This is a genomic window from Bacillus sp. D7-8 (assembly GCF_052055895.1).
Taxonomy (GTDB): Bacteria; Bacillota; Bacilli; order Bacillales; family Bacillaceae; genus Bacillus; species Bacillus velezensis.
In genome coordinates this window covers 1803019-1824590 of sequence record NZ_CP179922.1, presented here as the reverse complement: position 1 = coordinate 1824590, position 21572 = coordinate 1803019, and the positions used below count along the sequence as shown (strand labels likewise).

The 21572-nt window shown below is 41.0% G+C and carries 28 protein-coding genes and 2 pseudogenes; 11 read left to right on the top strand and 19 right to left on the bottom strand.

All coding sequences use genetic code 11. The features are described from left to right. Positions 1-58: 58 nt before the first annotated feature. Together ACKTRM_RS08980 and yneA are read right to left on the bottom strand one after the other, a co-directional pair. Positions 59-709 carry a YneB family resolvase-like protein gene (locus tag ACKTRM_RS08980; protein ID WP_003153998.1) on the bottom strand — a complete coding sequence of 217 codons (651 nt, stop codon included), beginning with the start codon at positions 707-709 and terminating at the stop codon, positions 59-61. A 15-nt stretch (positions 710-724) separates the two neighbouring features. Then, positions 725-1036: a cell division suppressor protein YneA gene (gene yneA, locus ACKTRM_RS08975; RefSeq protein ID WP_003154001.1), complete on the bottom strand. Its 312-nt coding sequence runs from the start codon at positions 1034-1036 to the stop codon at positions 725-727. A gap of 156 nt (positions 1037-1192) precedes the next feature. Here yneA and lexA point away from each other — a divergent pair, with 156 nt between their 5' ends. Continuing rightward, a complete protein-coding gene (lexA, locus tag ACKTRM_RS08970) occupies positions 1193-1813 on the top strand; it encodes a transcriptional repressor LexA (protein WP_012117646.1) in 621 nt (206 codons plus the stop codon). A 337-nt stretch (positions 1814-2150) separates the two neighbouring features. Here lexA and ACKTRM_RS08965 read toward each other — a convergent pair whose 3' ends face one another. Next, positions 2151-2579, bottom strand: a complete 429-nt coding sequence (locus ACKTRM_RS08965; protein WP_003154006.1) for a hypothetical protein — start codon at positions 2577-2579, stop codon at positions 2151-2153. 153 nt (positions 2580-2732) lie between these two features. Here ACKTRM_RS08965 and ACKTRM_RS08960 point away from each other — a divergent pair, with 153 nt between their 5' ends. Continuing rightward, positions 2733-3182: a YndM family protein gene (locus tag ACKTRM_RS08960; protein ID WP_012117645.1), complete on the top strand. Its 450-nt coding sequence runs from the start codon at positions 2733-2735 to the stop codon at positions 3180-3182. A gap of 27 nt (positions 3183-3209) precedes the next feature. Here ACKTRM_RS08960 and ACKTRM_RS08955 read toward each other — a convergent pair whose 3' ends face one another. From ACKTRM_RS08955 to ACKTRM_RS08945, 3 genes are all read right to left on the bottom strand, one after another. Further along, on the bottom strand, positions 3210-4040 hold the full coding sequence (locus ACKTRM_RS08955) for a prohibitin family protein (RefSeq protein ID WP_007410333.1): 831 nt from the start codon (positions 4038-4040) through the stop codon (positions 3210-3212). After that, the gene (locus ACKTRM_RS08950) at positions 4027-4176 is read right to left on the bottom strand and encodes a hypothetical protein (RefSeq protein ID WP_007410334.1); all 150 of its coding nucleotides are present in this window, start codon (positions 4174-4176) and stop codon (positions 4027-4029) included. Before ACKTRM_RS08950 ends, ACKTRM_RS08955 begins: the two co-directional genes overlap by 14 nt. Positions 4177-4284: 108 nt before the next feature. Further along, positions 4285-5106, bottom strand: coding sequence for a poly-gamma-glutamate hydrolase family protein (locus ACKTRM_RS08945; protein ID WP_012117644.1), 822 nt, complete (start codon positions 5104-5106; stop codon positions 4285-4287). 213 nt (positions 5107-5319) lie between these two features. Here ACKTRM_RS08945 and ACKTRM_RS08940 point away from each other — a divergent pair. Next, positions 5320-5427: pseudogene (locus ACKTRM_RS08940) on the top strand (DUF4177 domain-containing protein); the annotation flags it as partial. Between the two features lie 88 nt (positions 5428-5515). On the opposite strand, the gene ACKTRM_RS08935 reads toward ACKTRM_RS08940, so the two are convergent. Further along, entirely contained in the window at positions 5516-5950 is a 435-nt protein-coding gene (locus ACKTRM_RS08935; RefSeq protein ID WP_003154017.1) for a dUTP diphosphatase, read from the bottom strand. 379 nt (positions 5951-6329) lie between these two features. Here ACKTRM_RS08935 and ACKTRM_RS08930 point away from each other — a divergent pair, with 379 nt between their 5' ends. From ACKTRM_RS08930 to ACKTRM_RS08910, 5 genes are all read left to right on the top strand, one after another. Beyond that, positions 6330-8747: a peptidase G2 autoproteolytic cleavage domain-containing protein gene (locus ACKTRM_RS08930; RefSeq protein WP_012117643.1), complete on the top strand. Its 2418-nt coding sequence runs from the start codon at positions 6330-6332 to the stop codon at positions 8745-8747. A 168-nt stretch (positions 8748-8915) separates the two neighbouring features. Further along, positions 8916-9101, top strand: a complete 186-nt coding sequence (locus tag ACKTRM_RS08925; protein ID WP_012117642.1) for a hypothetical protein — start codon at positions 8916-8918, stop codon at positions 9099-9101. 285 nt (positions 9102-9386) lie between these two features. Continuing rightward, on the top strand, positions 9387-9923 hold the full coding sequence (locus ACKTRM_RS08920; protein ID WP_012117641.1) for a hypothetical protein: 537 nt from the start codon (positions 9387-9389) through the stop codon (positions 9921-9923). A gap of 135 nt (positions 9924-10058) precedes the next feature. Beyond that, positions 10059-10193, top strand: coding sequence for a hypothetical protein (locus ACKTRM_RS08915; protein WP_023356917.1), 135 nt, complete (start codon positions 10059-10061; stop codon positions 10191-10193). Positions 10194-10703: 510 nt separating this feature from the next. Beyond that, positions 10704-10802, top strand: a complete 99-nt coding sequence (locus tag ACKTRM_RS08910; RefSeq protein WP_003154022.1) for a YjcZ family sporulation protein — start codon at positions 10704-10706, stop codon at positions 10800-10802. 164 nt (positions 10803-10966) lie between these two features. On the opposite strand, the gene ACKTRM_RS08905 is transcribed toward ACKTRM_RS08910, so the two are convergent. The 3 genes from ACKTRM_RS08905 to ACKTRM_RS08895 form a co-directional block, all read right to left on the bottom strand. Then, positions 10967-11587 (bottom strand): lytic polysaccharide monooxygenase auxiliary activity family 9 protein, encoded by a 621-nt coding sequence (locus ACKTRM_RS08905; RefSeq protein WP_003154023.1) that lies wholly within the window; start codon positions 11585-11587, stop codon positions 10967-10969. A gap of 207 nt (positions 11588-11794) precedes the next feature. Beyond that, entirely contained in the window at positions 11795-12868 is a 1074-nt protein-coding gene (locus tag ACKTRM_RS08900; RefSeq protein WP_012117638.1) for an LLM class flavin-dependent oxidoreductase, read from the bottom strand. 224 nt (positions 12869-13092) lie between these two features. Beyond that, entirely contained in the window at positions 13093-13713 is a 621-nt protein-coding gene (locus ACKTRM_RS08895; RefSeq protein ID WP_012117637.1) for a DUF3885 domain-containing protein, read from the bottom strand. 284 nt (positions 13714-13997) lie between these two features. Between ACKTRM_RS08895 and ACKTRM_RS08890 the strand changes: the two genes are divergently transcribed. Beyond that, positions 13998-14225: a hypothetical protein gene (locus tag ACKTRM_RS08890; RefSeq protein WP_012117636.1), complete on the top strand. Its 228-nt coding sequence runs from the start codon at positions 13998-14000 to the stop codon at positions 14223-14225. Positions 14226-14271: 46 nt separating this feature from the next. Here the strand turns inward: ACKTRM_RS08890 and ACKTRM_RS08885 are convergent, their stop codons facing one another. From ACKTRM_RS08885 to ACKTRM_RS08860, 6 genes are all read right to left on the bottom strand, one after another. Beyond that, positions 14272-14751 carry a DUF4944 domain-containing protein gene (locus ACKTRM_RS08885; RefSeq protein WP_007410343.1) on the bottom strand — a complete coding sequence of 160 codons (480 nt, stop codon included), beginning with the start codon at positions 14749-14751 and terminating at the stop codon, positions 14272-14274. A 129-nt stretch (positions 14752-14880) separates the two neighbouring features. Beyond that, positions 14881-15216 (bottom strand): DUF3902 family protein, encoded by a 336-nt coding sequence (locus ACKTRM_RS08880; protein ID WP_023356913.1) that lies wholly within the window; start codon positions 15214-15216, stop codon positions 14881-14883. A 180-nt stretch (positions 15217-15396) separates the two neighbouring features. Beyond that, on the bottom strand, positions 15397-15939 hold the full coding sequence (locus tag ACKTRM_RS08875; RefSeq protein ID WP_012117634.1) for a GNAT family N-acetyltransferase: 543 nt from the start codon (positions 15937-15939) through the stop codon (positions 15397-15399). Positions 15940-16170: 231 nt separating this feature from the next. Further along, complete coding sequence (locus ACKTRM_RS08870) at positions 16171-16932, bottom strand: GNAT family N-acetyltransferase (protein WP_012117633.1); 762 nt, start codon at positions 16930-16932, stop codon at positions 16171-16173. 101 nt (positions 16933-17033) lie between these two features. Beyond that, positions 17034-17450, bottom strand: a complete 417-nt coding sequence (locus tag ACKTRM_RS08865; protein WP_012117632.1) for a UPF0715 family protein — start codon at positions 17448-17450, stop codon at positions 17034-17036. 179 nt (positions 17451-17629) lie between these two features. After that, positions 17630-17773 carry a hypothetical protein gene (locus tag ACKTRM_RS08860; protein ID WP_225367697.1) on the bottom strand — a complete coding sequence of 48 codons (144 nt, stop codon included), beginning with the start codon at positions 17771-17773 and terminating at the stop codon, positions 17630-17632. Positions 17774-18062: 289 nt separating this feature from the next. Between ACKTRM_RS08860 and adhP the strand changes: the two genes are divergently transcribed. Beyond that, a complete protein-coding gene (gene adhP, locus ACKTRM_RS08855) occupies positions 18063-19079 on the top strand; it encodes an alcohol dehydrogenase AdhP (RefSeq protein ID WP_012117630.1) in 1017 nt (338 codons plus the stop codon). Between the two features lie 162 nt (positions 19080-19241). Here the strand turns inward: adhP and ACKTRM_RS08850 are convergent, their stop codons facing one another. The 3 genes and pseudogenes from ACKTRM_RS08850 to ACKTRM_RS08840 form a co-directional block, all read right to left on the bottom strand. Beyond that, entirely contained in the window at positions 19242-19691 is a 450-nt protein-coding gene (locus ACKTRM_RS08850; RefSeq protein WP_049753388.1) for a DinB family protein, read from the bottom strand. Positions 19692-20037: 346 nt separating this feature from the next. Further along, a complete protein-coding gene (locus ACKTRM_RS08845) occupies positions 20038-20223 on the bottom strand; it encodes a hypothetical protein (RefSeq protein ID WP_012117627.1) in 186 nt (61 codons plus the stop codon). Between the two features lie 234 nt (positions 20224-20457). Continuing rightward, a pseudogene (locus tag ACKTRM_RS08840) lies at positions 20458-20570 on the bottom strand (class 1b ribonucleoside-diphosphate reductase subunit beta); the annotation flags it as partial. 125 nt (positions 20571-20695) lie between these two features. Between ACKTRM_RS08840 and ACKTRM_RS08835 the strand changes: the two are divergent. After that, on the top strand, positions 20696-21118 hold the full coding sequence (locus ACKTRM_RS08835) for a hypothetical protein (RefSeq protein ID WP_012117626.1): 423 nt from the start codon (positions 20696-20698) through the stop codon (positions 21116-21118). Positions 21119-21572 lie beyond the last annotated feature (454 nt).

Below are 21572 nucleotides of genomic sequence, written 5' to 3'. Positions count from 1 at the left end.
TTTGGTGCGTGTTGATTATATACTACTAAAACGCAGTCTTTTTTACAACTGATGCGCGTCAGCTGCCTTCTGTGTCTGCGGTATATTCCTGAAACCGCCGGTGAACCGTGGCTTTGGACACATCGTAGCCGAATCCCCTTAAGGTCGCTGCGATTTCTGCAAAGGTAAGCTTGTTGGCTCTCAGCCTGATAATTTCCGAAACCGGAACCTCTTTTTTTTCTTTTCCGCTGTTTTCATGTCTGTTTTTCAGATTCCGTTCAGGTTTGTAGCCGTTTTTCACGGCTCTTTTCATTCCCCGCCGGATTTTCATATTGTGAATTTTCCTTTGATATTCCTCAACAATACTGACGATTTCGAGTACCATCGAATCAGCTTCGGAAAGCTCCAGTTCACCTTTATGAGCCGTCGTATATATTTTTACGTTCTCCCTGTAAATGCAATGCAAAAGCGCAATCTTGGCGTTTCCTCTTCCCAATCTCGTTTCGTCCTGCACCAATATCGCGTCAATATGTGATTTTTTAATTTCATCAAGCATTTCAAATACTCCGTCGCGGTCCATTTCGTAACCGCTGGCTTTCTCAGAAATGACTTTCACGACTTCCATGCCGTTTGCAGCAGCGATCTCACTGAGCTCCTCTTCCTGTCTTTTTAATGACGTTTGCTGCTGTTCTTTGTTTGTGCTTACGCGGGCATAAATGAGCGCCTTCATTTCTCTCTTTCCTCTCTAATTGACAATGGCCAGCTGATATACGGCCGGATGCTTTTTCTTAACCGGAAGAATAAGTTCGTCTCCGGGCTTTATATCAGCAGTTTGGAGATGATTATTCTCCGTCACCCACTCAATGAAATCTTCTTTATTAATGTGTTTCTTTTCTGCTACATGATCCGCAAGTGACCAGAGTGTATCGCCGTCCTGAACCTTTATTTTAACATATTGGCTGAGGGACTGATCATTTCCCGCACATGAGACAAGTAAAATAGCGGCACTTAAAATCGCAGTAAACAGTCCGACAAATATAATAGATTCTTTCGCCATGTAAACAACCTCCGATAAGAATGTTTGTTCGCTTTTTATACCTTTCAGTATATACGAACAAACGTTTCTGTCAATCGTTTTTTTCGAACCTATGTTTGTACTGTCAGGAAAATCATGCTATAATCTACTTAAAATCGACGTTTTGAGGTGCGAAATATGACGAAGCTATCAAAAAGGCAGCTTGATATCCTGCGTTTTATTAAAGAAGAGGTAAAAACGAAAGGATATCCGCCTTCTGTAAGAGAGATAGGAGAAGCAGTAGGACTGGCTTCCAGTTCAACCGTGCACGGCCATTTGGCGCGGCTGGAGACAAAAGGCCTGATCAGACGGGACCCAACTAAACCGAGGGCGATTGAGGTATTGGATGAAGAAGAAGTCCAAATTCCGAAAAGCCAGGTCGTAAACGTTCCGGTCATCGGGAAAGTGACGGCGGGTATTCCGATTACGGCTGTTGAAAATATCGACGAGTATTTTCCGCTTCCTGACCGGATGGTTCCTCCGGGCGAACATGTCTTTATGTTAGAAATCATGGGAGAAAGTATGATCGACGCCGGCATTTTTGACAAAGATTACGTCATTGTCAAACAGCAAAACACGGCCAATAACGGAGAAATCGTCGTAGCTATGACCGAAGATGATGAAGCGACGGTCAAGCGCTTCTATAAAGAAGACAATTATGTGCGGCTGCAGCCGGAAAATCCGACGATGGAGCCGATTATCCTGCAAAACGTAAGCATTTTGGGGAAAGTTATCGGCGTATTCAGGACCGTACATTAATTCTATTAAACTTCATTTATCGTAAAAAACCCCTTACAGAGGGGTTTTTTTGCATAAAAAAGCAGATTCGCCCTGGCTTAAGAAACGAATCTGCTAAGGAGGAAAAACTTACATTCTTATTATCCGACATCACACTTTTGAAGTCAACTAATAATGTTTCCCTCGAGAAACTTTTCATTCATTTTTTAACTTTGTATATTTGTGCGTGATGAATTTACTTTTGTTTATGTTTTCTTTGGGCGGGTGCATTAAAATTTATGTATGAATATTTAGTACATAGTATAATAAGTTATATTTAAATATAAAAAAACCCGCTGCCTTTAGCGAGTATCTATTTTCAATCAAAATGATAATATTCTACACCGTAAAACCCTTTAATATAGACGGGGCCACAGACGTTTGAAGAACTTTCAACCAGAATTCTGTATTTGTGATACGGATCAATTGATTTTTTATCCTGGGCACTGAGGTTTAACCAGCTGCCGCTGTAGTTTTTAGAACTTAATGTATAAAAATTCCCGTTCAGCGCCATCCGCTGGAGTTTCATGCTTAAACCGCACGAAGAGTTGTTCATTATGGTGAACTTATATCCTAAAAAGTAATCGTCGGCAGCTACAGCCCCCGGATTTTCAATATGAAACTCTTTTGCATTTCCCTCCAAAGTGAAGCTTGTTTTTGATCCGAATTCAGTGGTAGCTGCTTTAGCTGAGTGTATTCCGCTAAAACATAATAAAAAAACAGCAATACATATCCAGTATTTTTTCATTTGCATCCCCCTTTTTACATATTTTAACTTGCGAATCCTGTGATGTCTATTCACATTTTATTAAAACGTATACTTTATAACCACTATATACCAGTTTAAAAATTTGCGGATTGCTTACAATGAAGACTAAACGAAATAACGAAGGTGGTTCAAATGAAACACGTAATTGCTTTCGCTTCTAAAACGGCGCTCACACTTGCTTTACTGTACATTGTTTTGGATCTTATGTACCAAGTAACCTTTTTAAACGTTCTGTTTATTACAGTGATCTTAAGTTTAATCACTTATTTTGCGGGTGATTGCATGATTCTGCCGAGAACAAGCAATTTCACAGCCGTTGCAGCTGATTTCGGAATTTCATTCATTATATTATGGATATTCCTTATGAACATTGGCGGATTTAATGTCTCTCCTGCCGTGGCATCAGTTATCTCTGCACTTTGCATTTCTGTTTTTGAGGCATTTTTTCACCGGTATTTGCAGCAATATGTACTTCCCGAAGATTATCAGGACACAACAGAGACGGATAGCACGCTATGGAGCTATCAAACCGAGGCGTCTGAAGAATTAGTGCCGGAAAAAGACCCTCAGGAAAAAACATAAAAAGGAGGCAATCGCCTCCTTCTCTTTTTATTTTTGCTTCTGATCGTCCAGCGGCAGCTGCAGCAGTGAGTCTGTGCCTGTCGCTTTCGGCGTTTTTCCGTCCCATTTTTCAATCCATTTATATTTGATCATTTCATCGGACATTGATTTCTTTATGATTTCGTTATAATCAGCGATCCCTTCCGCTTCAATTTTTTTCTTTTTCGCTTCGGCTTCGGCTATTTTAATTTCAGTTTGTGTCCGTTCAAGTTCCTGTGAAGACTTCACCCTTGCATCGATAGCTTCCTGTGTGGCTTTATCCGGCTTCGGTACGCCAAGCGTCAGATCATCAATTAAAAATCCAAGACTCTTCATATCATCAGCAAATCTCTTTTGAACATCGGCAGCGGCTTCTGCAGATTTTTGCCCGTATGTGTCAATAACCGAGTATTTGCTGATTGATTTTCGCGCCGCATCCCACAGCCTTGTTTTTAAATATGTATTTTCAATCGTTTCAACGTCTACCGCTCCGAATTTGTTAAACAGATCGACTACTTTATCAGGCTGCACGACATAGTTGTAAGCGATATCCATTTCTATATTTTTACCGTCTGAGGTTGCCACTTTTATATTTTCATTATTCACTGTCTGCATACGCACGGGATATTCCGTTACTTTATTAAATAATCCGACTAAGTGCCAGCCTTGGTCCAATGTGTCGGATTTTACCCCGCCATTCGGTGAGTATACAACCCCGACATAACCGTTCGGTATTTTTTCAATGAATAGTGACGCTGTAACGCCCGCAATTAAAAGGGCTGCACCTATAATCACACCGCCGATAATTTTTTTTGTGTTTCCGCGCTTATTTTCGCTCATGCTGATCTTCTTCCTCCCATGACTTTTTGAATTTTTTGGCTCCGCTTCCCACTTGTTTAAAGATTGGACTAAGCATCAGCCATAAACCGAATCCGATGATGACAAGAAGAATGATAGACCCGATCATCACTTTCATTTGCCCACCTCTTTTCTTTCATCCTGTCAATTATGTATACGATCTTAAGAACTTAAAGTTTCATAAATTTCAAAAGAAAAAGCCCCGCCGACAAAATAGGCGTGCTTATTAATAATTGTCACTGATAAAATCAGAAATCGTTTTTGTGAATTGATAAAAGGTCCCATTTTGTGTGGATGCTCTGCTTTTCAGCGTAAAAGTGTCAAATAGTGATCTTCTGAAGCCGGTGCTCATTTCGATTTGAATACTCAATCCGGATGAAGATTGATTGGCAAGGTTGTTCGGACTGACGCCTGCATATTTATCATTTATGCCAAGAAGAACGGCAGGATACCCGTGCCGTTTCAGCACATCGGTCAAAAGTTCGGCCCGTTCTCTGTCTGTACCGCCGATTTTTATCTTTTTATCGTCACTGCCGTAACCGTGCAATGAAATGACATGAGAGTGCTCTTTCACCATTTGCACGGCCTTCGGTTCATCGAAATGCGAACTTGTCAAATGCAGAGCCGCATTACCGGCTGGTTTTAACCCTTCAAATAAATATAAACTCCGGTTTTCGGCAATTTCACTGGCTAACTCACTGGTCCCCGGCTCTATGCCTCCTCCGTGTATAGCTAATATGAGGACAGAAGGGTCATGCTCTCGCGTTGAAATGGAAAAATCGAAAGGATCTTCATTCAGCTTTAATTCCTCGAAACTGCCGTAAATATCTGAAGCGGCATCAGCCCGAAAGAACGGCAGAAGCAAAAACGGTAAAATTAAAACTAAAATTCCTTTTTTGGTTATTGATGGCATTTGTATGTTTATGTTACAATACAAATGCTTCAGCCTTTGAAGCGAACGGCAGAACAGGGTGACTTTGGACGGTTTCTTCTGCTCTGCCTCTTTGCCAGCTGCTTTACAGTCTACTCTTCTAACCCTTTTTGCCATAACATCATCCTTTCTTTTGTTTACACTTTTGTCACAATATTATATACGTTGGACAAAACCTCCGTTCATCTTGAAGAATAAAAACATCAAAACAACTTCTATCCTTTAACCTAAAAAAGTCTTTCTGTTCAAAGAGACGGAAGGCTTAAATGATAAAAATGAAACCCTTCTCCTTAGTTTTGGAGGAGAGTGAGGACTGCTGGGAAATCATTTTATCAATATGCTGAGCTGGGCTGGCGTCCGGCTCAAATATTTGCTCCCGGCATAGACGGTTACGGAGCGGCCGCTTATTTCGAAGTCAAATTCGAACGTGACGTATGATTTCCCAATTCAAGAATCCCCGAAACAAATTGAATGTAACTGCTGTTTCCATAAAAAAAAGACTGCTGTTAAGCAGTCTTTTTTCGTTTTATTTCGTGCCTGTTGATCCCAGTCCGCCGCGGTCATTGTTCCCGAGCTTGTCTACTTCGATCAGCTCCACTTCAGGCATTTTCTTCATGATTCTGAATTGGCAGATCCGCTCCCCCTTGGAAATGTCGGTATCCCGAAGCGCGAATGCAGGAAAAAACCAGAAGTCATTGTCGCCTTTATAAGATTCATCAATGACTCCCATTGAATTTGTCTGAATGATACCGAAATGCTTATATGTACTTGAACGCGGAACGACATGGGCCTCATATCCTTCCGGCAGTTCCATCGCAACTCCAAGCGGGATAAGTTTGAATTCACCTTTTTTGATTGTTATATCTTCAGCTGCCCGCAGATCAATCCAATCGCCCTGTTCAATTTTACTGATTCTCGTTTGCGTATCATCTGAATATTTAATTTTGATTTGTAAAGTCATGTTCGCTGCTCCTTTTGCTTCCCTATTTCAGTCGTATTGATGACCAATCCGTGCCCCATTATACCATTTAACTGATAAGAATGTTGATTTTGGTGTATATACAGCCGAAGAGGAAGCACTGCGAAGCCAATGAGAATAAACCTAAAATGAGGGCCCCTCCTATCAGTTTTTTCCTCCATTTTCACATGACAGCTTCAATTACCATAATGCAAAGCTTTATATCCGTTCTTTCAACAGAGCTTTTTTAAAATTTCACCTTGGTTTCAAAAGGAATTTCGTTCTGAATAAAGAATTTGAAGAATAAGCGCTTAAAGGGCGCGCGACTCTTTTCTGTCCCCTGCCTCAGGCGCTTATATCAAAAGAAAGAGGTGTCTTTAGAATGGTTCAATTTAAAAACTTTCCTGATCCGTCTTTAAACGCCCCATTGCAGTCTCGCCCTGCACAGCCCTCTGAATTGGAGCATCTCAAAGCAAGGATGCAGAATTTTATTAAGCATTCCGCAACGGATGATAATCTTGAGATCGCAGATGCCCGGGTGACGGCGGAAGGAATGGTCACCTCACTTTTAAAAGAACGGCTTGATACAGAATACGAAATGCTTATGAATAAAATCACCCGGGAAGTGAATGTGGAGGACTACGGAGCGATCCCTGACGGCCGGGACAATACGGAAGCCTTTCGGAGAGCGATCGGGAACGGCCGGGTCAAAGTAAATGTTCCCGCAGGAGAATTTTTGGTTCAAGGGATAAAACTCCCCTCATGGACTACCATTTACGGTGAGGGACAAGGGATTACCGTGCTTAAGCTTCATGAGGACACTCCCGCATTCGAATGGGTCATTACTAACGATGATTACGAAAATGGAAACCGTAATATTTTTGTCGAAAACATGACTTTAGACTGGAATCCTGATCGTCAATGCGGGGTCAGGAACCCCGGAGGACAGTTTTCCAGCTGTTTAACGTTTGCTAATGTGCAATACGGCTGGATTAAGAATGTTGAAACGGTTAACGCGGGTCTCCATGGTATTGATATTACATCTCCGACTTACGATCATTTGCCTGAAACAGAATGGACGAAAGACGGCTGCCGATATATATGGATTGATAACTGTGTGGCATACGGCGCCGGAGACGACGGCATTACCACCCATTACAGCGAGTATATTTTCATCTCCAACTGCCATTCCGGAAACCCCCGCGGCACAGAGCATGCTGAGGGCAGCGCAAACTCGAACGGCATTGAAATTGACGACGGCTCTAAACATGTATGGCTTTTAAATAACTATACGAGCGGAAATATCCGCGGGATTGAGGTAAAGGCGCACAGCCTGTGGCCGGCTTCTCAAAATGTTCATATTATCGGTCATGTTTCGTATCGTGATGTACGTTCATTTGATATTCGTCATATCGGCCATCATCAGGCCTCAGACCCCGAAAGCACGACGGCTTATGATGTTACTTTAACCGATTGCACCGCGATTGAACCGGTATTCAATGCTCTCTATGACGGTGTGACCCCGAGGGCGCTGGTCATCTCTGCCTATAAAAACGTTAATGTAAACGGATTCACAGCTATTGGTGATCCCTCATACGACTATGGCGGGAATCCAGTCGTGGCTCTTCAATACCGCAGTCAAAATATCACGATCAACGGCATTAAAATACGCGGCTTTACACAAGCAGGTGTTGACATCAATATATCCGGCGGATCAAATAAAACCGATTATGTTAAAATTTTAAATTTTGATATATACAAGTCATCTCCTAAAGGCATCTCAATCGGCGGAGGCCAATATAACGTAAATATTATGAACGGTACGATGATCGGAGACGGCGGTTCCGTCGGAATTACGTCCCCTAACAGTCAGGCCGTCATTCTCGGGGTGCAAGCGGAAGGTTACAGCGCGGCCGCATCTATAAAAGGACAGACTTATGAGCAGATCCCCGTCAATTTAAAGGGAGGCGCACAGCTCGCGACCAGCTCCGGTTTTGCATTCAACCCGACAAGCGCCGTTATTGCGGGAACAGGCGATATTACGGCCAGAGGTGACAGAAATGCGATCATCAGCTCTTCCGGAGGTTCAAGTTCTGAAGGTTCAAGGGCATTTATCGCCGCTTCAAACAATGCCCATATTACGGGCAGCAAAGTCTCCAGAACGATTCTGTCATCAGAAAGCATTACATTGGAAGAACCATACACGGTTGCCGGAGGGCATCAGTCCATCAAATGGAAACTGGATTCAGCGGGCGGCCACGGTACGTTCGCCGGAGCTGTCACCTCTTCCCTGTCAGGGTACGGAGAATATTTTGAAAGTGTAACCGGCCAGACAATTCCCGCCGGGACGATCGTCACAGTGAAAGGCGAAAAAATTGAATCGGCTCACGTCGGAGATTACATGCTCGGCGTCATTTCAGAAACAGCCGCTTTTATCTCAGGAGCCGCAAGCTTCGGATGGCAAAGCCGCTTTTTGACAAACGAGTTCGGCGGTTTCATATACGAAAATGTGACTGACGAGGAAACAGGAGAAACGGTACGCGTGCCGAAACAAAACCCAGACTGCAGTCCGGCTCTTGAAGCTGACTATGAAGCACGCGCGGCCAGAGACGAATGGCACATTGTCGGACTCAACGGCCGGCATTACGTACGGGTCGACAGTACGGTCAGCCCGGGAGATTATATCACGGCCCATAACGGAATCGGGACTAAAGCCGCGGAAGGCTGGAAGGTATTGAAACTGACAGCCTTATACAGTTCTGAAAAAGGGTACGGCATTGCAATTGCGGTTATCAAATAGGGTCTCAATATCAGGATCATCTCCTCTCTTTTCTATCGGGCGGGTATGATCCTGTTTTTTATACCGAATGAGATGCCTCTTTTTCAGCATACCGTTTCATTTGTCCAAGCCATCCATGCTTTCTGTCATAGAATACTACCGTCAGATGAAAAAAGGAGGAATATGAGTATGGATATGGATATGGGTATGGATATGGGTATGGGTATGGGTATGGATATGGATATGAACGGACATTATGATCACCACCCAAAGCAGCCTAAACAAAAAAAGAAGAAACAAGATAAAAAGCACCTTGATTATGATTACATCGTTGTTTATAAAAGAAAATGCAAAAAATGTAAAAAATGCTGCTAACTTGACATATCAACACTTTTTACACCCGGTAAACTCCGGGTGTTTTTCTTATTATGGCGTTTCTCCGGGCTATTTTCACCCAAAATCCGGTCATCCTATCACAATACATAAAAAGACTCTATTATTTTCTTCCCTTTTCACCTAATGAAAAGTATTTCATTTACAGAAAACAACACAAATAGAATGACATGACTTTTGAGAAAATCTACTCTTTGCTTGGTCAATTTTTCTGCGATACCATGAATTTGCAACAATTTTTAAAAATTTCCTCAGGAGGTCATAGCCATGAAAATCGCCAGAACGATAGTCGGATCATGCTTAGCTTTATCTCTAACAATTCCTTTCACAGCCAGTGCCTCAGCAGCCAGTCAGTCTGAACACGCAAACGCGTCTCACGTTTCACCCGTTGCAAATCCGCTAGAAAGTAAATTATCCCAAACAGCAGACCAAAACGTAAAAGCAGCAGGTGTTGATGCCGGGCTGAACGTAAACGTAGATGTTCTCGGAATCTCAGATCGCATTGCTGAAGCGGTTAAGTCAGATCAAAACCGAACCGGCTGGGTAAAAAATGTCATGGAAACAACATTTTACGCATCAGGACAGAAGTACAACGTCATGGTGTTCAATTTAAATCAAGAATATGAAGACCGGTTTAACGGCGTTCAATTTTACGGATCAGCCGTTTATGACGGTATTACTTACGGAATCTGGGTCTTCGAAGACGGGTCCTTCGATAACAAAGGAGACGGGGGCTGGATCAATTGGGCATTCAGAGGGTGGTTCGATCGTGATAATCAGCATATTGAATTCCACAGACCTTAATACGGAGAAAACTTGCGGCAGCGCCCGCAAGTTTTTTTTAACTGGACTGCACATTTTTCACCGTGATAACGACTATACTTGAAGTGCGGGCTCCGATCGCAGCCCCGGTAAAGTCTTTCAAAGTGAGGGTATACCATGTCAAAGTCTTTAAAAATAGTGTTGTGGAGCATATTGGTGTTCATCATCTTGTTAGTGATTATCGGAATCGTTTCTTACAATCAAACTCCGTCTGCAGAAAGCGCAGCAAAAAGAATGCTTTACAGCGTCTAATCCATGTTAAGCCTTCATCGGCTTTTTTTATTTACCGCAGAACACTTGAAGTTCTTCTATTTAGATCGTTAGCATTTCCATTCGGAATGGAGTATACGCGTGTATCATCAGGCAATCCGTTTTGATACATGGTTCCGATTATGCCCTTCGCATCTTTTTTCTCGATTCCCCATCACATTCCCTTTTTTCATAATACTGCTCTTGAAACCAACCAATCATTTCTTCAGCCTGTTCCGTTGAATCAAAAGGTTCCAATCCTAATAGCGTGTTGCATTTTCATTTTTAAAAAAACAAGCCAGCTGCGCATCCTCTTCGCAACTTCTCAATGTATGAGCCTACCCGTTTCTATTACAGGAAGCAGTACGATGCCTCCTTTTACTCATTTTAACGGATGGTCATGTAAAGGAAATATAGACTAAAAAACCTTTTTTCAAAAAGTAAACTAGCATCCCTATCAAACTTTTCATTTCAGCATAATATGTATTAATCCTCTTTAGGAGGTGAGATTATATGGGATTCTCAGGTGGTTATGGTAGCTCCTTTGCGTTAATCGTGGTGCTATTCATTTTATTAATCATCGTTGGGGCTTCTTTCCTCGGCGGTTATTAAGAATCCCCTTACCTCCGCATCCATGTCAGCAGCACCTCCATGATCGTACGGCGCCATAAATGAAATGTTTATGGCGCTCTGCTGTTTTTCCCCTTTTCATTCACACATTAAAACTAAAAAGATCGGCCGATGTATCAACATGCAGCCGATCAGTAATTCATAGATTATTGTGTAAGGTTTACATCGATGACGTTATAGAAGGCATTGGAAGTATCCGCAACGTCCCATACCCCTAAAATGACATGATACCCGCTTCGATCAGTCGGCACAAAAATCTTATGAGTCAGATTCGTATCTGCCTTGGAACCGTCGTGGTTTACCGTTCCGATTAATTCGAATTCATCTCTTGACAAAGGTTTATTCGGATTCCAGTTTTTCTTGGTGATATAATAGTGCCACTTTGATGTCGCATGAGGGGCCGTGTAGTACCAAGTAAATGTGTTAAAACCGCCGCGGATGTTTTGTTTTACCCAATAATCTGCAGTCTGCTTGTCTAAACCGAAGTCAATTTGTCCCGATCCCCCATTTGCAGACGCAATTCTTCCATCCGGCGGACCTGCAGCCGGAAATCCTTTCGGCCCTTCTACAGACTGAGGATTATCAATGACGGAGCCATATTTCTGCGCAGCGGCCGTCCAGCCCAATGTTTGTTTCTCTAATGCTCCCATGTACGCTCTGCTGACGGGCTCTTTTATATACCCGTGCGCAGATGCATCACTTGAATAGAAAGCGCCTCCAATACCAAGAGTAACAGTTAAAACTGCAGCTTTTACTAAACCCTTCATTACTGCATCATCCTCCCTCTTTTGTTAATAAAAACCTTTCAGTGTATACACTTCACGATGGAGGATGAAATGACCTTCCTTTTCTTGATAGGAAAAAGCAATGAGGTTGGCGCTTTTCCCTTTGTTTTTTATAATCATAAAGAAAAAGCCGGGCCGATTCTGTTATCGAATCCGCGATTGACCGGCCCGCCCCTTTTGCTCAGAACTTCATTCGCTGGATTTGCCGGTTTCCTTTCGGATAACCGGTGCTACTTCCGCTGCTAATCGTTCGATGTTTTCCGCGGCTTTTTTAAACGGCATACCTCCTATATCGATTTGCGCGAGAAATCGCTGATGTCCGAATAACTCGTATTGATGCATGATTTTTTCAATGATCTGCTGTGAGCTTCCCACAAATAAAGCTGTTTCTTTTCCGGACGCCCGCTCAAAATCTTCCTTCGTTAAAGGCTCATCGATCCCGTGATATGAATGAACGTGAGACCAGTAATTTGAATGATACGGATAAAATTCTTGTATTGCCTGTTCATTCGTTTTTGAAATGAACATATGTCCGGTTACGGCAACCTTCACATTTTCCGGAGGATGACCGGCTTTAGAAGCCGCTTCCCGGTATTTGTCAACAAGCGGCTTAGATGACATCGGATCACCGCTCAGTACAGCTAATGCCAACCCCGCACCTGCACGCCCGGCCCGTTCTGCGCTTTCCGGAGTCCCTGAAACACCTAACCATAGCGGAATGCTTCCGCGAAAAGGCCGAGGAGAAATTTCTGCCTCGCGCAGCGGCGGCCGGTAACGTCCTTTCCAGGTAACCGATTCTTCCCCGGAATTTAATTTTAAAAAAAGGTCAATGTGTTCTTCAAACAGTTCTTTATAATGGCCTACGTCATAACCGAAAAGAGGAAACGAGTCTAAAAATGCGCCCCGTCCCGCAATGATTTCCGCCCGGCCGTCTGAAATCAGATCAAGCGTTGCAAAATCCTCAAATAAACGGACGGGATCTGCGGTGGATAATACAGTCGTGGCACTGGTCAGCTTAATATTTTCAGTGATCTGTGAAATCGCTGATAAGATGGCCGGCGGCGAAGATACCGCATAATCAAGACGATGATGCTCGCCTACACCGAATACATCAAGCCCTGCGTCGTCAGCCAGTTTCGCCAGCTTCATCAATTCATCTATCCGCTGCTTTGCGCTGACTGTTTTCCCTGTCAGAGGATCGGGATATAATTCTGCAAATGAATAAATTCCAATTTCCATACAATCACGGTGTTCAGCCCTCACATTTCTCTCCTCCTGCACTGTGTAAAAAAGCTTTTATGTTATTCTATTCAGCCGTTTTACAAATAGGAATTCGTTCAAAATAAATACAGAAGTTTAACATGCAGAAGGTCGGTATGAGAGAAAAAAAGTTTCAGGCGTCCTTCAATTCTGCCCATTATACTCATGCAGCCGGACTAGGCAAGAACAAAGCCGGCACAAGCGGATCCGAATTCATGTGTTCATTTTCAGTCCAATTCAATCCAATCGTGATATTGATCATAAAGCTTTCGTATTCTTCCGGCATCAAGAGCAATGACTTCACACCCTCTGTCATCATACAGAAAGAAAATAATATCTTTTGTCATATCCACAAAGAAAACATCAGGATACCCAACGGAACAGCCCCCGAACCTTGGCTTCAGCGGAAAATCTTCGTGGACGGCTGCCTTAAGTAATTGGGGGATACGCAGATCTTTCCGTTTACATAATAAAGAAAACTGCTGCATTTCATATTCTTCTTCGACCGGGCATGGACAGGTCTTCACTTGAATCCGATATAAATCATCCTTACACTTCAGAAACGGCTGATAAACCTTTAATTTTCTCGCATGATTACCTTGAGTTTTGTGCTTATACACGTTGGCAACAAGAAACAAGTCATCGCTATGTTCAAACAGCTCATTGAAAAGTGCGGCGGTTTGATGATGGACAAGCTGAAAATACTCAAGATTCAAAGCACCGCTTTCATTAAATTGATACATATTGCCGCCGAGAGAAAAATGAATTCCCACGTGCCATTGATGATAAATGCCGGGCACTAATTTTAAAGTCGGAAACCTTTCCTTCAGATAATCATTTATTTTCATTCAAACATCTCACTTTCCTTTTCCCGCTCCAGAAGCAGAAGAAGCCGAAAACATTCCGCTTATTTCTTTTTCACCCTTGTAATATTATTCCGATTGGAATACAATGAAATAGAACACTGTGAACCCCATTGATCAGGGTGGATGCTGGTCACATTCATCCTGATCCTTTCTTTTACACAAGATCGCCCAACTTTGAACCCCTCCGTTTCCAACCCTATTCATTGATATTACATATATTTCAATGGTATTATTTTCTTATGCATAAGCATCAAGAGGTGTTCGCTTTGAACAACATCAGAAGATTAAGAGCATATTTTCAGTCTCACCGTAAAACAGGTCTGGCTGCAGACTTGCTTACGGCTGTATTGCTTATCTCATTATCCATTCTTTTTTACGGATGCCGGCAGGGAGCTTTTAATGGTTTCTTTATGTATGTCTTAGTAAGTAATTTTATCGGCTCCAATGCCTCTTTTATCGACTTCAGCAAATCGAGGAAAAACAGACAAAAATAAAGGCTCTGCGTCAAAAAGAGGGTTATACCGCCCTCTTTTTATTCTTTCAGTCATACCAATGCGTTCTTTTCAGATTGAATTTTTCTGAATAGGACTCATGATCGGTTTTCCATGCTGCTTCAACAGTGATTTCATGACCGATCACTTCATGTTCCGGCATATATTCAAATGTCTGAATATGGTCTTCTCCCGTTCCGCCGCCTTCTAATTTCTCTCCGGTGTATTCTGAAAGATGATAGTCTTTATCTTCACCATATTTCCGGCCGTCAACAAATAATGTTAATCTCTTAATCACCGTGTTCTTTTCATTCACTTTATTACCTCTGTAATACAAATTCAAGAAATAGTTAGGGCCGATAGAGGTCTTGCCTGATTTTTCGATTGACGCTTCCCACGTCTTGCTTTGGCTATAGCCGATATATTTAACTTTTTCTCCTGAAATTAAAGAAAACAGTGCAAATCCGGCTGCTATTATGAGAACAGTGATAATAACCAGCAATGTTTTAATGACTTTACGTTTTTTCATGACATCCCGCCTTTATCATTTAGAACGTATGAATATTAGAATTGTTACATTTAATTTGAAAGAATAATAAAAAGGGATTCTAATTCCAGGAATAAAAAAAATACTAAGAAGATCATATTCCCCTTAGCTTCACATCCCAGACTGCCATGCAATAATGATAAAAGTCGTCCAAAAAGTTGTGACTAAAATAAGCATAACGGTTACAATCATTAAAATGAGACAACTTATTGTTAGAATTGAGTCTTTGTTTTTGTTAAGAATCAGAGTAACCATTGATCCTGCAGCAAATAGATACGACAAAACCGCACCGACCCAATACCACAGCATAGAGTCATTGCTCCAGTAAGCCATTGACTGCATATAAATACTGAATATAAATCCTGACAATGCTAATAGAAACGAAACTAAATTTGATTTCACGTTAGAGTTCCTTTCTACATAAGTTTTATTTTTAGGAACGGTCATACATCTGATAACACCTTTTATGCGATATGCTTCGCTGCTTTGTCTGCATATTTTAATTCTTATTTCGTTTTTAAATTGGTATGATCGGTAACCTAATGAAGTATTTAACTTAAACACAAAAAAACCTGCTTTCAGCAAGGTTTTTTCGACAAAGGGGAGATTATTTCCCCACAAATTCTATTAACTATGTTTTTGTTTTAACCATTCTTTCTTTAGCAATGCGTATTGGTAAGTGTTTTCATATTTAGGTGTTCCATCCTCGTGTGCAGTAAATGAAATAAATTCAAGAAAATAACCTTCTTTACGCATTCCTAATCTTTCACATAATTTTTGTGACCTGCAGTTATCATCTTCAACATATGCATAAAGCCTTCTTGCTTTTTTTTGCATAAAGAGATACTCAAAGAAAGCCTTCGCACTTTCACTTGCGTATCCCTTCCCTTCAAAACGGGCATTGAAATTCCAGCAAACGGAATAGGTATCTGGCTCTTCTTTTAAATAAAATAGTTCTCCGACTAGATCATTACTGTCTTTTAAACAAACTGCAATATAAGAGTCATCTCGGCTTCTTTTTTGAACGTTTACGGCAGCTTCTTCTAACGTAGACATTCTGTCATCAAGAAAGCAATTCACTCTCGGATGTGCCGAATATTCCAACAGACCTTGCGCATCTCTCTCCGTAAAATTTCTTAAAATTAAGCGATGGGTATCAATTTTTTGCATTTGCAGTCTCCTGTTTCATTGTTATCGATCTTTGAAAAGAACTTCTTCAACAGATCTTCTTTGTTTGTTGAAGAACTTATCTCAATCTATTTTTACTATAATGATGAACATTATCATCTTTGTCAAAAACAATAATCATTCATTTGCCGCCCGCATGTAAAGTACTGGACAATTTTCGTGAAAAACCCTCAGTATCGAATATAGAAACGAGCAATAGTAATTAAAACAAAGTTAAGCCATTAAAAGCTTATTAAGTATTTTTTCAAACTTATTCATGCTCATCATCTCATGAGTGAGAAATGTCCCATTATAAAACACGCTGAAAGTCGTCCAAACTGCCGGGGATTTTTGCGCCATGTCTTTTGACGTTATTCGCCGGGCCTGAAAATGAAGTCCTTTCTTTTCAGTCAGTTCCTTTAAATCCTTTAACAATCCGACTGCAAATGGACATTGGGCTGTATAAAATATTGTGATTCCCTCATCATTAACTGAATTACTTTTCACCTGTTTTTTAAATACAGGAGGATGTGCATGTTCATTCCACGTCAGTGACATCAACTGAAAATAGGGTTCTGCTTCATCTTGCACAGCAAATCCCATATGTTCAAAGAAATGCTTATCACTTAAATAAGGGAGTTTTTTCTTCCCCACTATATGAACTATCCCATCCATACCGCGGGATTTTGCATCTGACACACATTTTTCTAACAAGTGTTTCGCATGTCGGTTATTCTTATATTTACCTGAGACCCAAAGACAATTAATAAACATAAAATGAGGTGCGCTTACCGGAACCCACGCTTCTTCTGCAGGTAAATATTCAATAAAAACTTTTGCCCGTTCGTTTAGGCGATAGAACACCAAGCCATCAATCATCCGATCTTTGAGCCAGCTCTTCTTTTCATTTACCGCATCCTCATATTGTTTCGTGCCTAATGCACAGCAAATATGATTGTCATCAATATTGTCCCTAGTCAACTCAATGTATTCCATTTTTCCTCACCCGCTTTCTGGATTCATCACATGAATTTCAATTTGAACAATGCAGACTGGGCATGGCGCTAGTCGGTCTTTTCTTTTTTAGAACATCAGCTTTACTTCTGGGGAGTATTGTAATTTCTCAGAAATATAGAGTCCCAGAACCAATATATGAACGCAGCAACAATGCTCATTATGTAATAAATGAAAGTTCTGAAAACTGTGAAATCAATTGGCGGATTATCTATGTACCAGAACAAGAACACAGCTAAAAAAGCGACTGCTGTATAAATGAAAAGATGAACCAAACTAAACTTTTTAGGCTTCTTTCTTAGCCATAGTTGCACAGGAACAGCAAACAAAAAGTAAGTAATCAATGCGTAAAAAGCAATGATAACCACAGTAACCAATGCAAATGGCACAAAACCCGAGTATACAAACATATATAGCCCGAAGATCAAACCATACGACAAACTTGAAAAAGCCAATGTGTAAGTATAGCTTTGCCTTTTGCTCCAAGACGCCGCTCCCATAATTTCACCTGCTTTTTATAAAAATACATTTACCATTTTTCCTATTGTTTAAAATCAGTATATATCCATCACTTTAAAAGATCTATGTTTTTTTGGCAGATCATCAATTCACTATCTTAATATACAGAAATTTTTTTGCCATTAAAAAAGGTCAAGGAAATACCTTGACTGTGTATCGCTCACCAATCTACATCCGGCTCATCGTGTTCGAATTCGTAAAATCCTTTAATCCACACGTCTCCGCAGCCGGCTCCTTTTGTGATCAATAAGTAATGATTTCTGTTTGCATCACCATTCACCTTATCAGCCGCGCTCAAGTTCAAATGATTACCCGTGAAATTCTTTTCACTAAGGGTAAAATCATATCCTGCCAGTGTAATTCTCTGCAGTTTAAGCTCAAATATCGACAGAAAGATTACGACCACAAATTCAAAGCAATCTGTGCATTTGGAGATGACACATAATATCCATATAATCCTCCCTGCATAGCTCCCTCAACTTTTGTAGAGACACTTGTCCGCAAAAAATGTAAGGGTTTTCAAAAGGAGAGCAGTGTGCTAAATTGTAAGATAAGTAAAAATTTTCTGCTAATATTCGAAAGGGGTGCATGATTTGAAAGCAGTAGTAGCAACAAAAGACAAAAGTATAGCGATCGTACAAAAAGAATTACGTCCTTTGCGACATGGTGAAGCCAAAGTTAAGATGGAATACTGTGGTGTATGTCATACTGACTTGCATGTTAAAAATGCTGATTTCGGGGATGTTACTGGCGTCACTTTAGGTCATGAGGGAATAGGCATTGTAACTGAGATTGGTGAAGGTGTAACAAGTCTGAATAAGGGCGACCGCGTCTCTATTGCCTGGATGTTTGAAAGCTGCGGCTGCTGTGAATATTGCTTAACTGGCCGTGAAACCTTGTGCCGGGATGTAAAAAATGCCGGCTATACAGTTGACGGCGCAATGGCTGAAGAAGCAATCGTAGCGGTTGATTATGCAATAAAGGTGCCGGAAAATTTAGACCCTGCAGCAGCAAGCAGCATTACTTGTGCAGGTGTAACAACTTATAAATCCGTTAAAGTCAGTGAAATTAAGCCAGGTCAATGGATCGGTGTATTTGGAGTTGGCGGTTTAGGCAACTTGGCTGTTCAATATGCAAAAAATGTCTTTAACGCTAAAGTAATTGCTTTCGACATTAGCGATGAAAAATTGAATTTTGCTAAGAGCTTAGGCGCTGATGCGGTTGTAAACAGTTTAAACGAAGACCCCGTCGCTAAGGCAAAAGAAGTGACTAACGATTTAGGGCTTGATGCTGTGGTCATCACAGCTGTCTCTAAAACCCCTTTCAATCAAGCGATTGATGTTGTAAAAGCAGGAGCTCGCGTAGTCGCTGTCGGTTTACCGGTGGACAAAATGGATTTAGATATTCCCCGTCTCGTGTTAGATGGCATTCAGGTAGTAGGTTCATTAGTAGGTACCAGAGAAGACCTGAAGGAAGCTTTTCAATTTGCTGCAGACGGTAAAGTTGTACCTAAAGTGACAAAACGCCCGATCGAAGATGTGAATGATATTTTTGAAGAAATGGAGCAAGGTAAAGTGACCGGCCGCATGGTTATCGATTTTACTTCCTAATCATTAAGGCTGCCGGGAATGATACGGCAGCCTTTGATCTCGATTCTTGCTCGGCGCCCTACCCAGACTGAATGAGACTTTGTCATTTTGTTCAGAAAAGAAGCTCTACAGACCATTCGGCGGTTATGCATTTTGCAAGTACTCTCTGAACTAACCCTGATATCAATATAAAGCAAGGTCATTCATTGCCGAAGCGTAGCCCTGCTGTCTTAACATAGTTGTTATGCTGCCCCGATGATAAGTTCCGTGATTGGCAACATGGAATAAAATTTCTGAGTAAGCAGTTTCTCTGTAACCTAACCAAGGATTATTTAAGTTCATTTTTTGTTCTACATCTGTTTGGCTATTCATCCATTCTTCAAACTGTGAAGCCAGTTCTTCATAAGACGCCGCAAATTCATCTGCAGAATACAAATGAGTCCTTTCCGCATAAGCCATAGAACCTTCCAATGCTTCCTGCATGTCTATCCCTTTAAGCACTTGCAGCCACATAACATCCACCGCGCAGATGTGACTGAACGTTTGAGCAATTGTAGGATATGAACTGTGAACTTCTTCATATTCATCTTCACTGAGTAATTTGAGGCCTTTTTCGAACTTCTCTAATTTAATCTACATAATAGTTCACTGAATCTCTCAACAATTTTAGATAAACATCTTCTTTTTATAGAGATGTTCGTTCAATCGACATCCTTGTGATAAATATGGTAAAATTCATAAAAACAAGGGAGTGTTGTTACATATGAGTCTTATCATTTTAGCATCCATGCTTTTATGGGGTGCAGTGATCCACGAGCTAAACAAACCTTCAAAAAAGCAAAGTAAACGAAAAATGATCCCTTTGGTATCCCTCAGTTCTTTATCTACTTTAATCATCACAATTTCGCTTTTTTCTAATTTAATTGGTTGATATTTGTTATGAGGAAACCCGCCAGAGGTTCCTCATAACACTAAAAACCTACTCACTGCACTTTTTACAGCAGACCTTATCAGAGTGTTTGCTTAACACTTTATCCATTCTCCCCACAGGCATCTTCTTCACACTCGGAAGTGTAAGGTAAGCTGTTATCTCATCCCCTGATTTTAATGTTTTTCCGCAGATAGAGCATTTTAACTCAGTATTAAAGAAATTTTTTAATCCCATTCATAAGCCTCCTTATTTACCTTTATAAAGTAATACGTTAATGCTTTATAAAAGTTTCAGGTTAAAGAAATACTCCTTGCCTGGGAATATACTTCGTTTCAGTTGATCCGCAGCCGCACCGGTCATCGTTATACCTCACTCAATCAGGCAGCTTCTTCCTTATTCTGAACTGGCAGATACGCTGATGTCCCCGCGCAGGGTTAACGATCGCCTTTTTTAACTCCAGATACTTCCAGTGAGGAGACCGCCGTTCAATGCAATCTCTGCGTTTCATATTGATTGTAAAACATTAGAGTGAAATCATCTTCATGCTTTGACCAGTTTACTGCAGTGTACGGATTGTTAATTTGTGACATTTATTTGTCCTCTTTAAATTTTTTCTTCTTCTCTCAACTTGAAAAAGAAGGAATTATTTTATAAATATTGTAAATTTATAGCTGTACCACATTCACTATTAAGAGGAGGAATACGAATGAAAAAGAAAATTATTGCCGGCGCTCTTGCTTTTGGGTTAATTCCATTAATGGGGACTGCAGATGTTTCTGCAAAACCTTTGCCAAATCAAGATAAAATCATGAAACCTGCTGGTTGGTCATGTGACGCTCCGTATATTGCGTGTCAGCCTTTTTCTGGCGGTACCGGTAAGGTTTCATTCAACTATCAAGGCAGCTCTCCAGGAAAAATCAGAGTTTTTGTTGCGAATGACGGCAGCAAATCTTTCAAATTCACCATTAATTATCCTAATGGGAATACACTCTTATCCTCTACGACATTAAATGCGGGGAAAACGTTCATTCAGGAATTCAGCGTTAACCAAAAAGGAGAATACATCCTGAAATATGATAGCGGCACCGGTGATAGTGTCGATGGTTTCTTTAGATCTGTTGAGATCTAAATTCCGTTAGGAAAGTCGGCAGTTTTGCCGACTTTCTTTTACAAGCATTCTGCAGGAATAAACGTAAAGTTTCGAATAAACATATGACCTTTTTGAAACGGAAACTTTATCTGCACCACAAACTCGCAAGCAGCCTCCTTGTATCGTACCTTCCGTCCCTTTGTGATTTGTTTTGATTTGTCGTATACTGCGCTTGCCCGGGAAATGATGAATATTTTCGTTAACTATAATTTCCCTGTACCTCACGTATGTGACTTTGCATGATGAAGTAACTTCATGCTCACCACTTTCATACACAGTTTTATTGCATGTTTAGCCATATCCCTCCTCTTTAAACAGCAAACCGTCCCATCCATTTCTCTCTTTCAGTTAACCTCCCATTTTTAGAAGCTCTTCATTTTAGACATAACATCCATTTTTTCTTATTTAGACTTAAATCTATGTCGAATTTTAT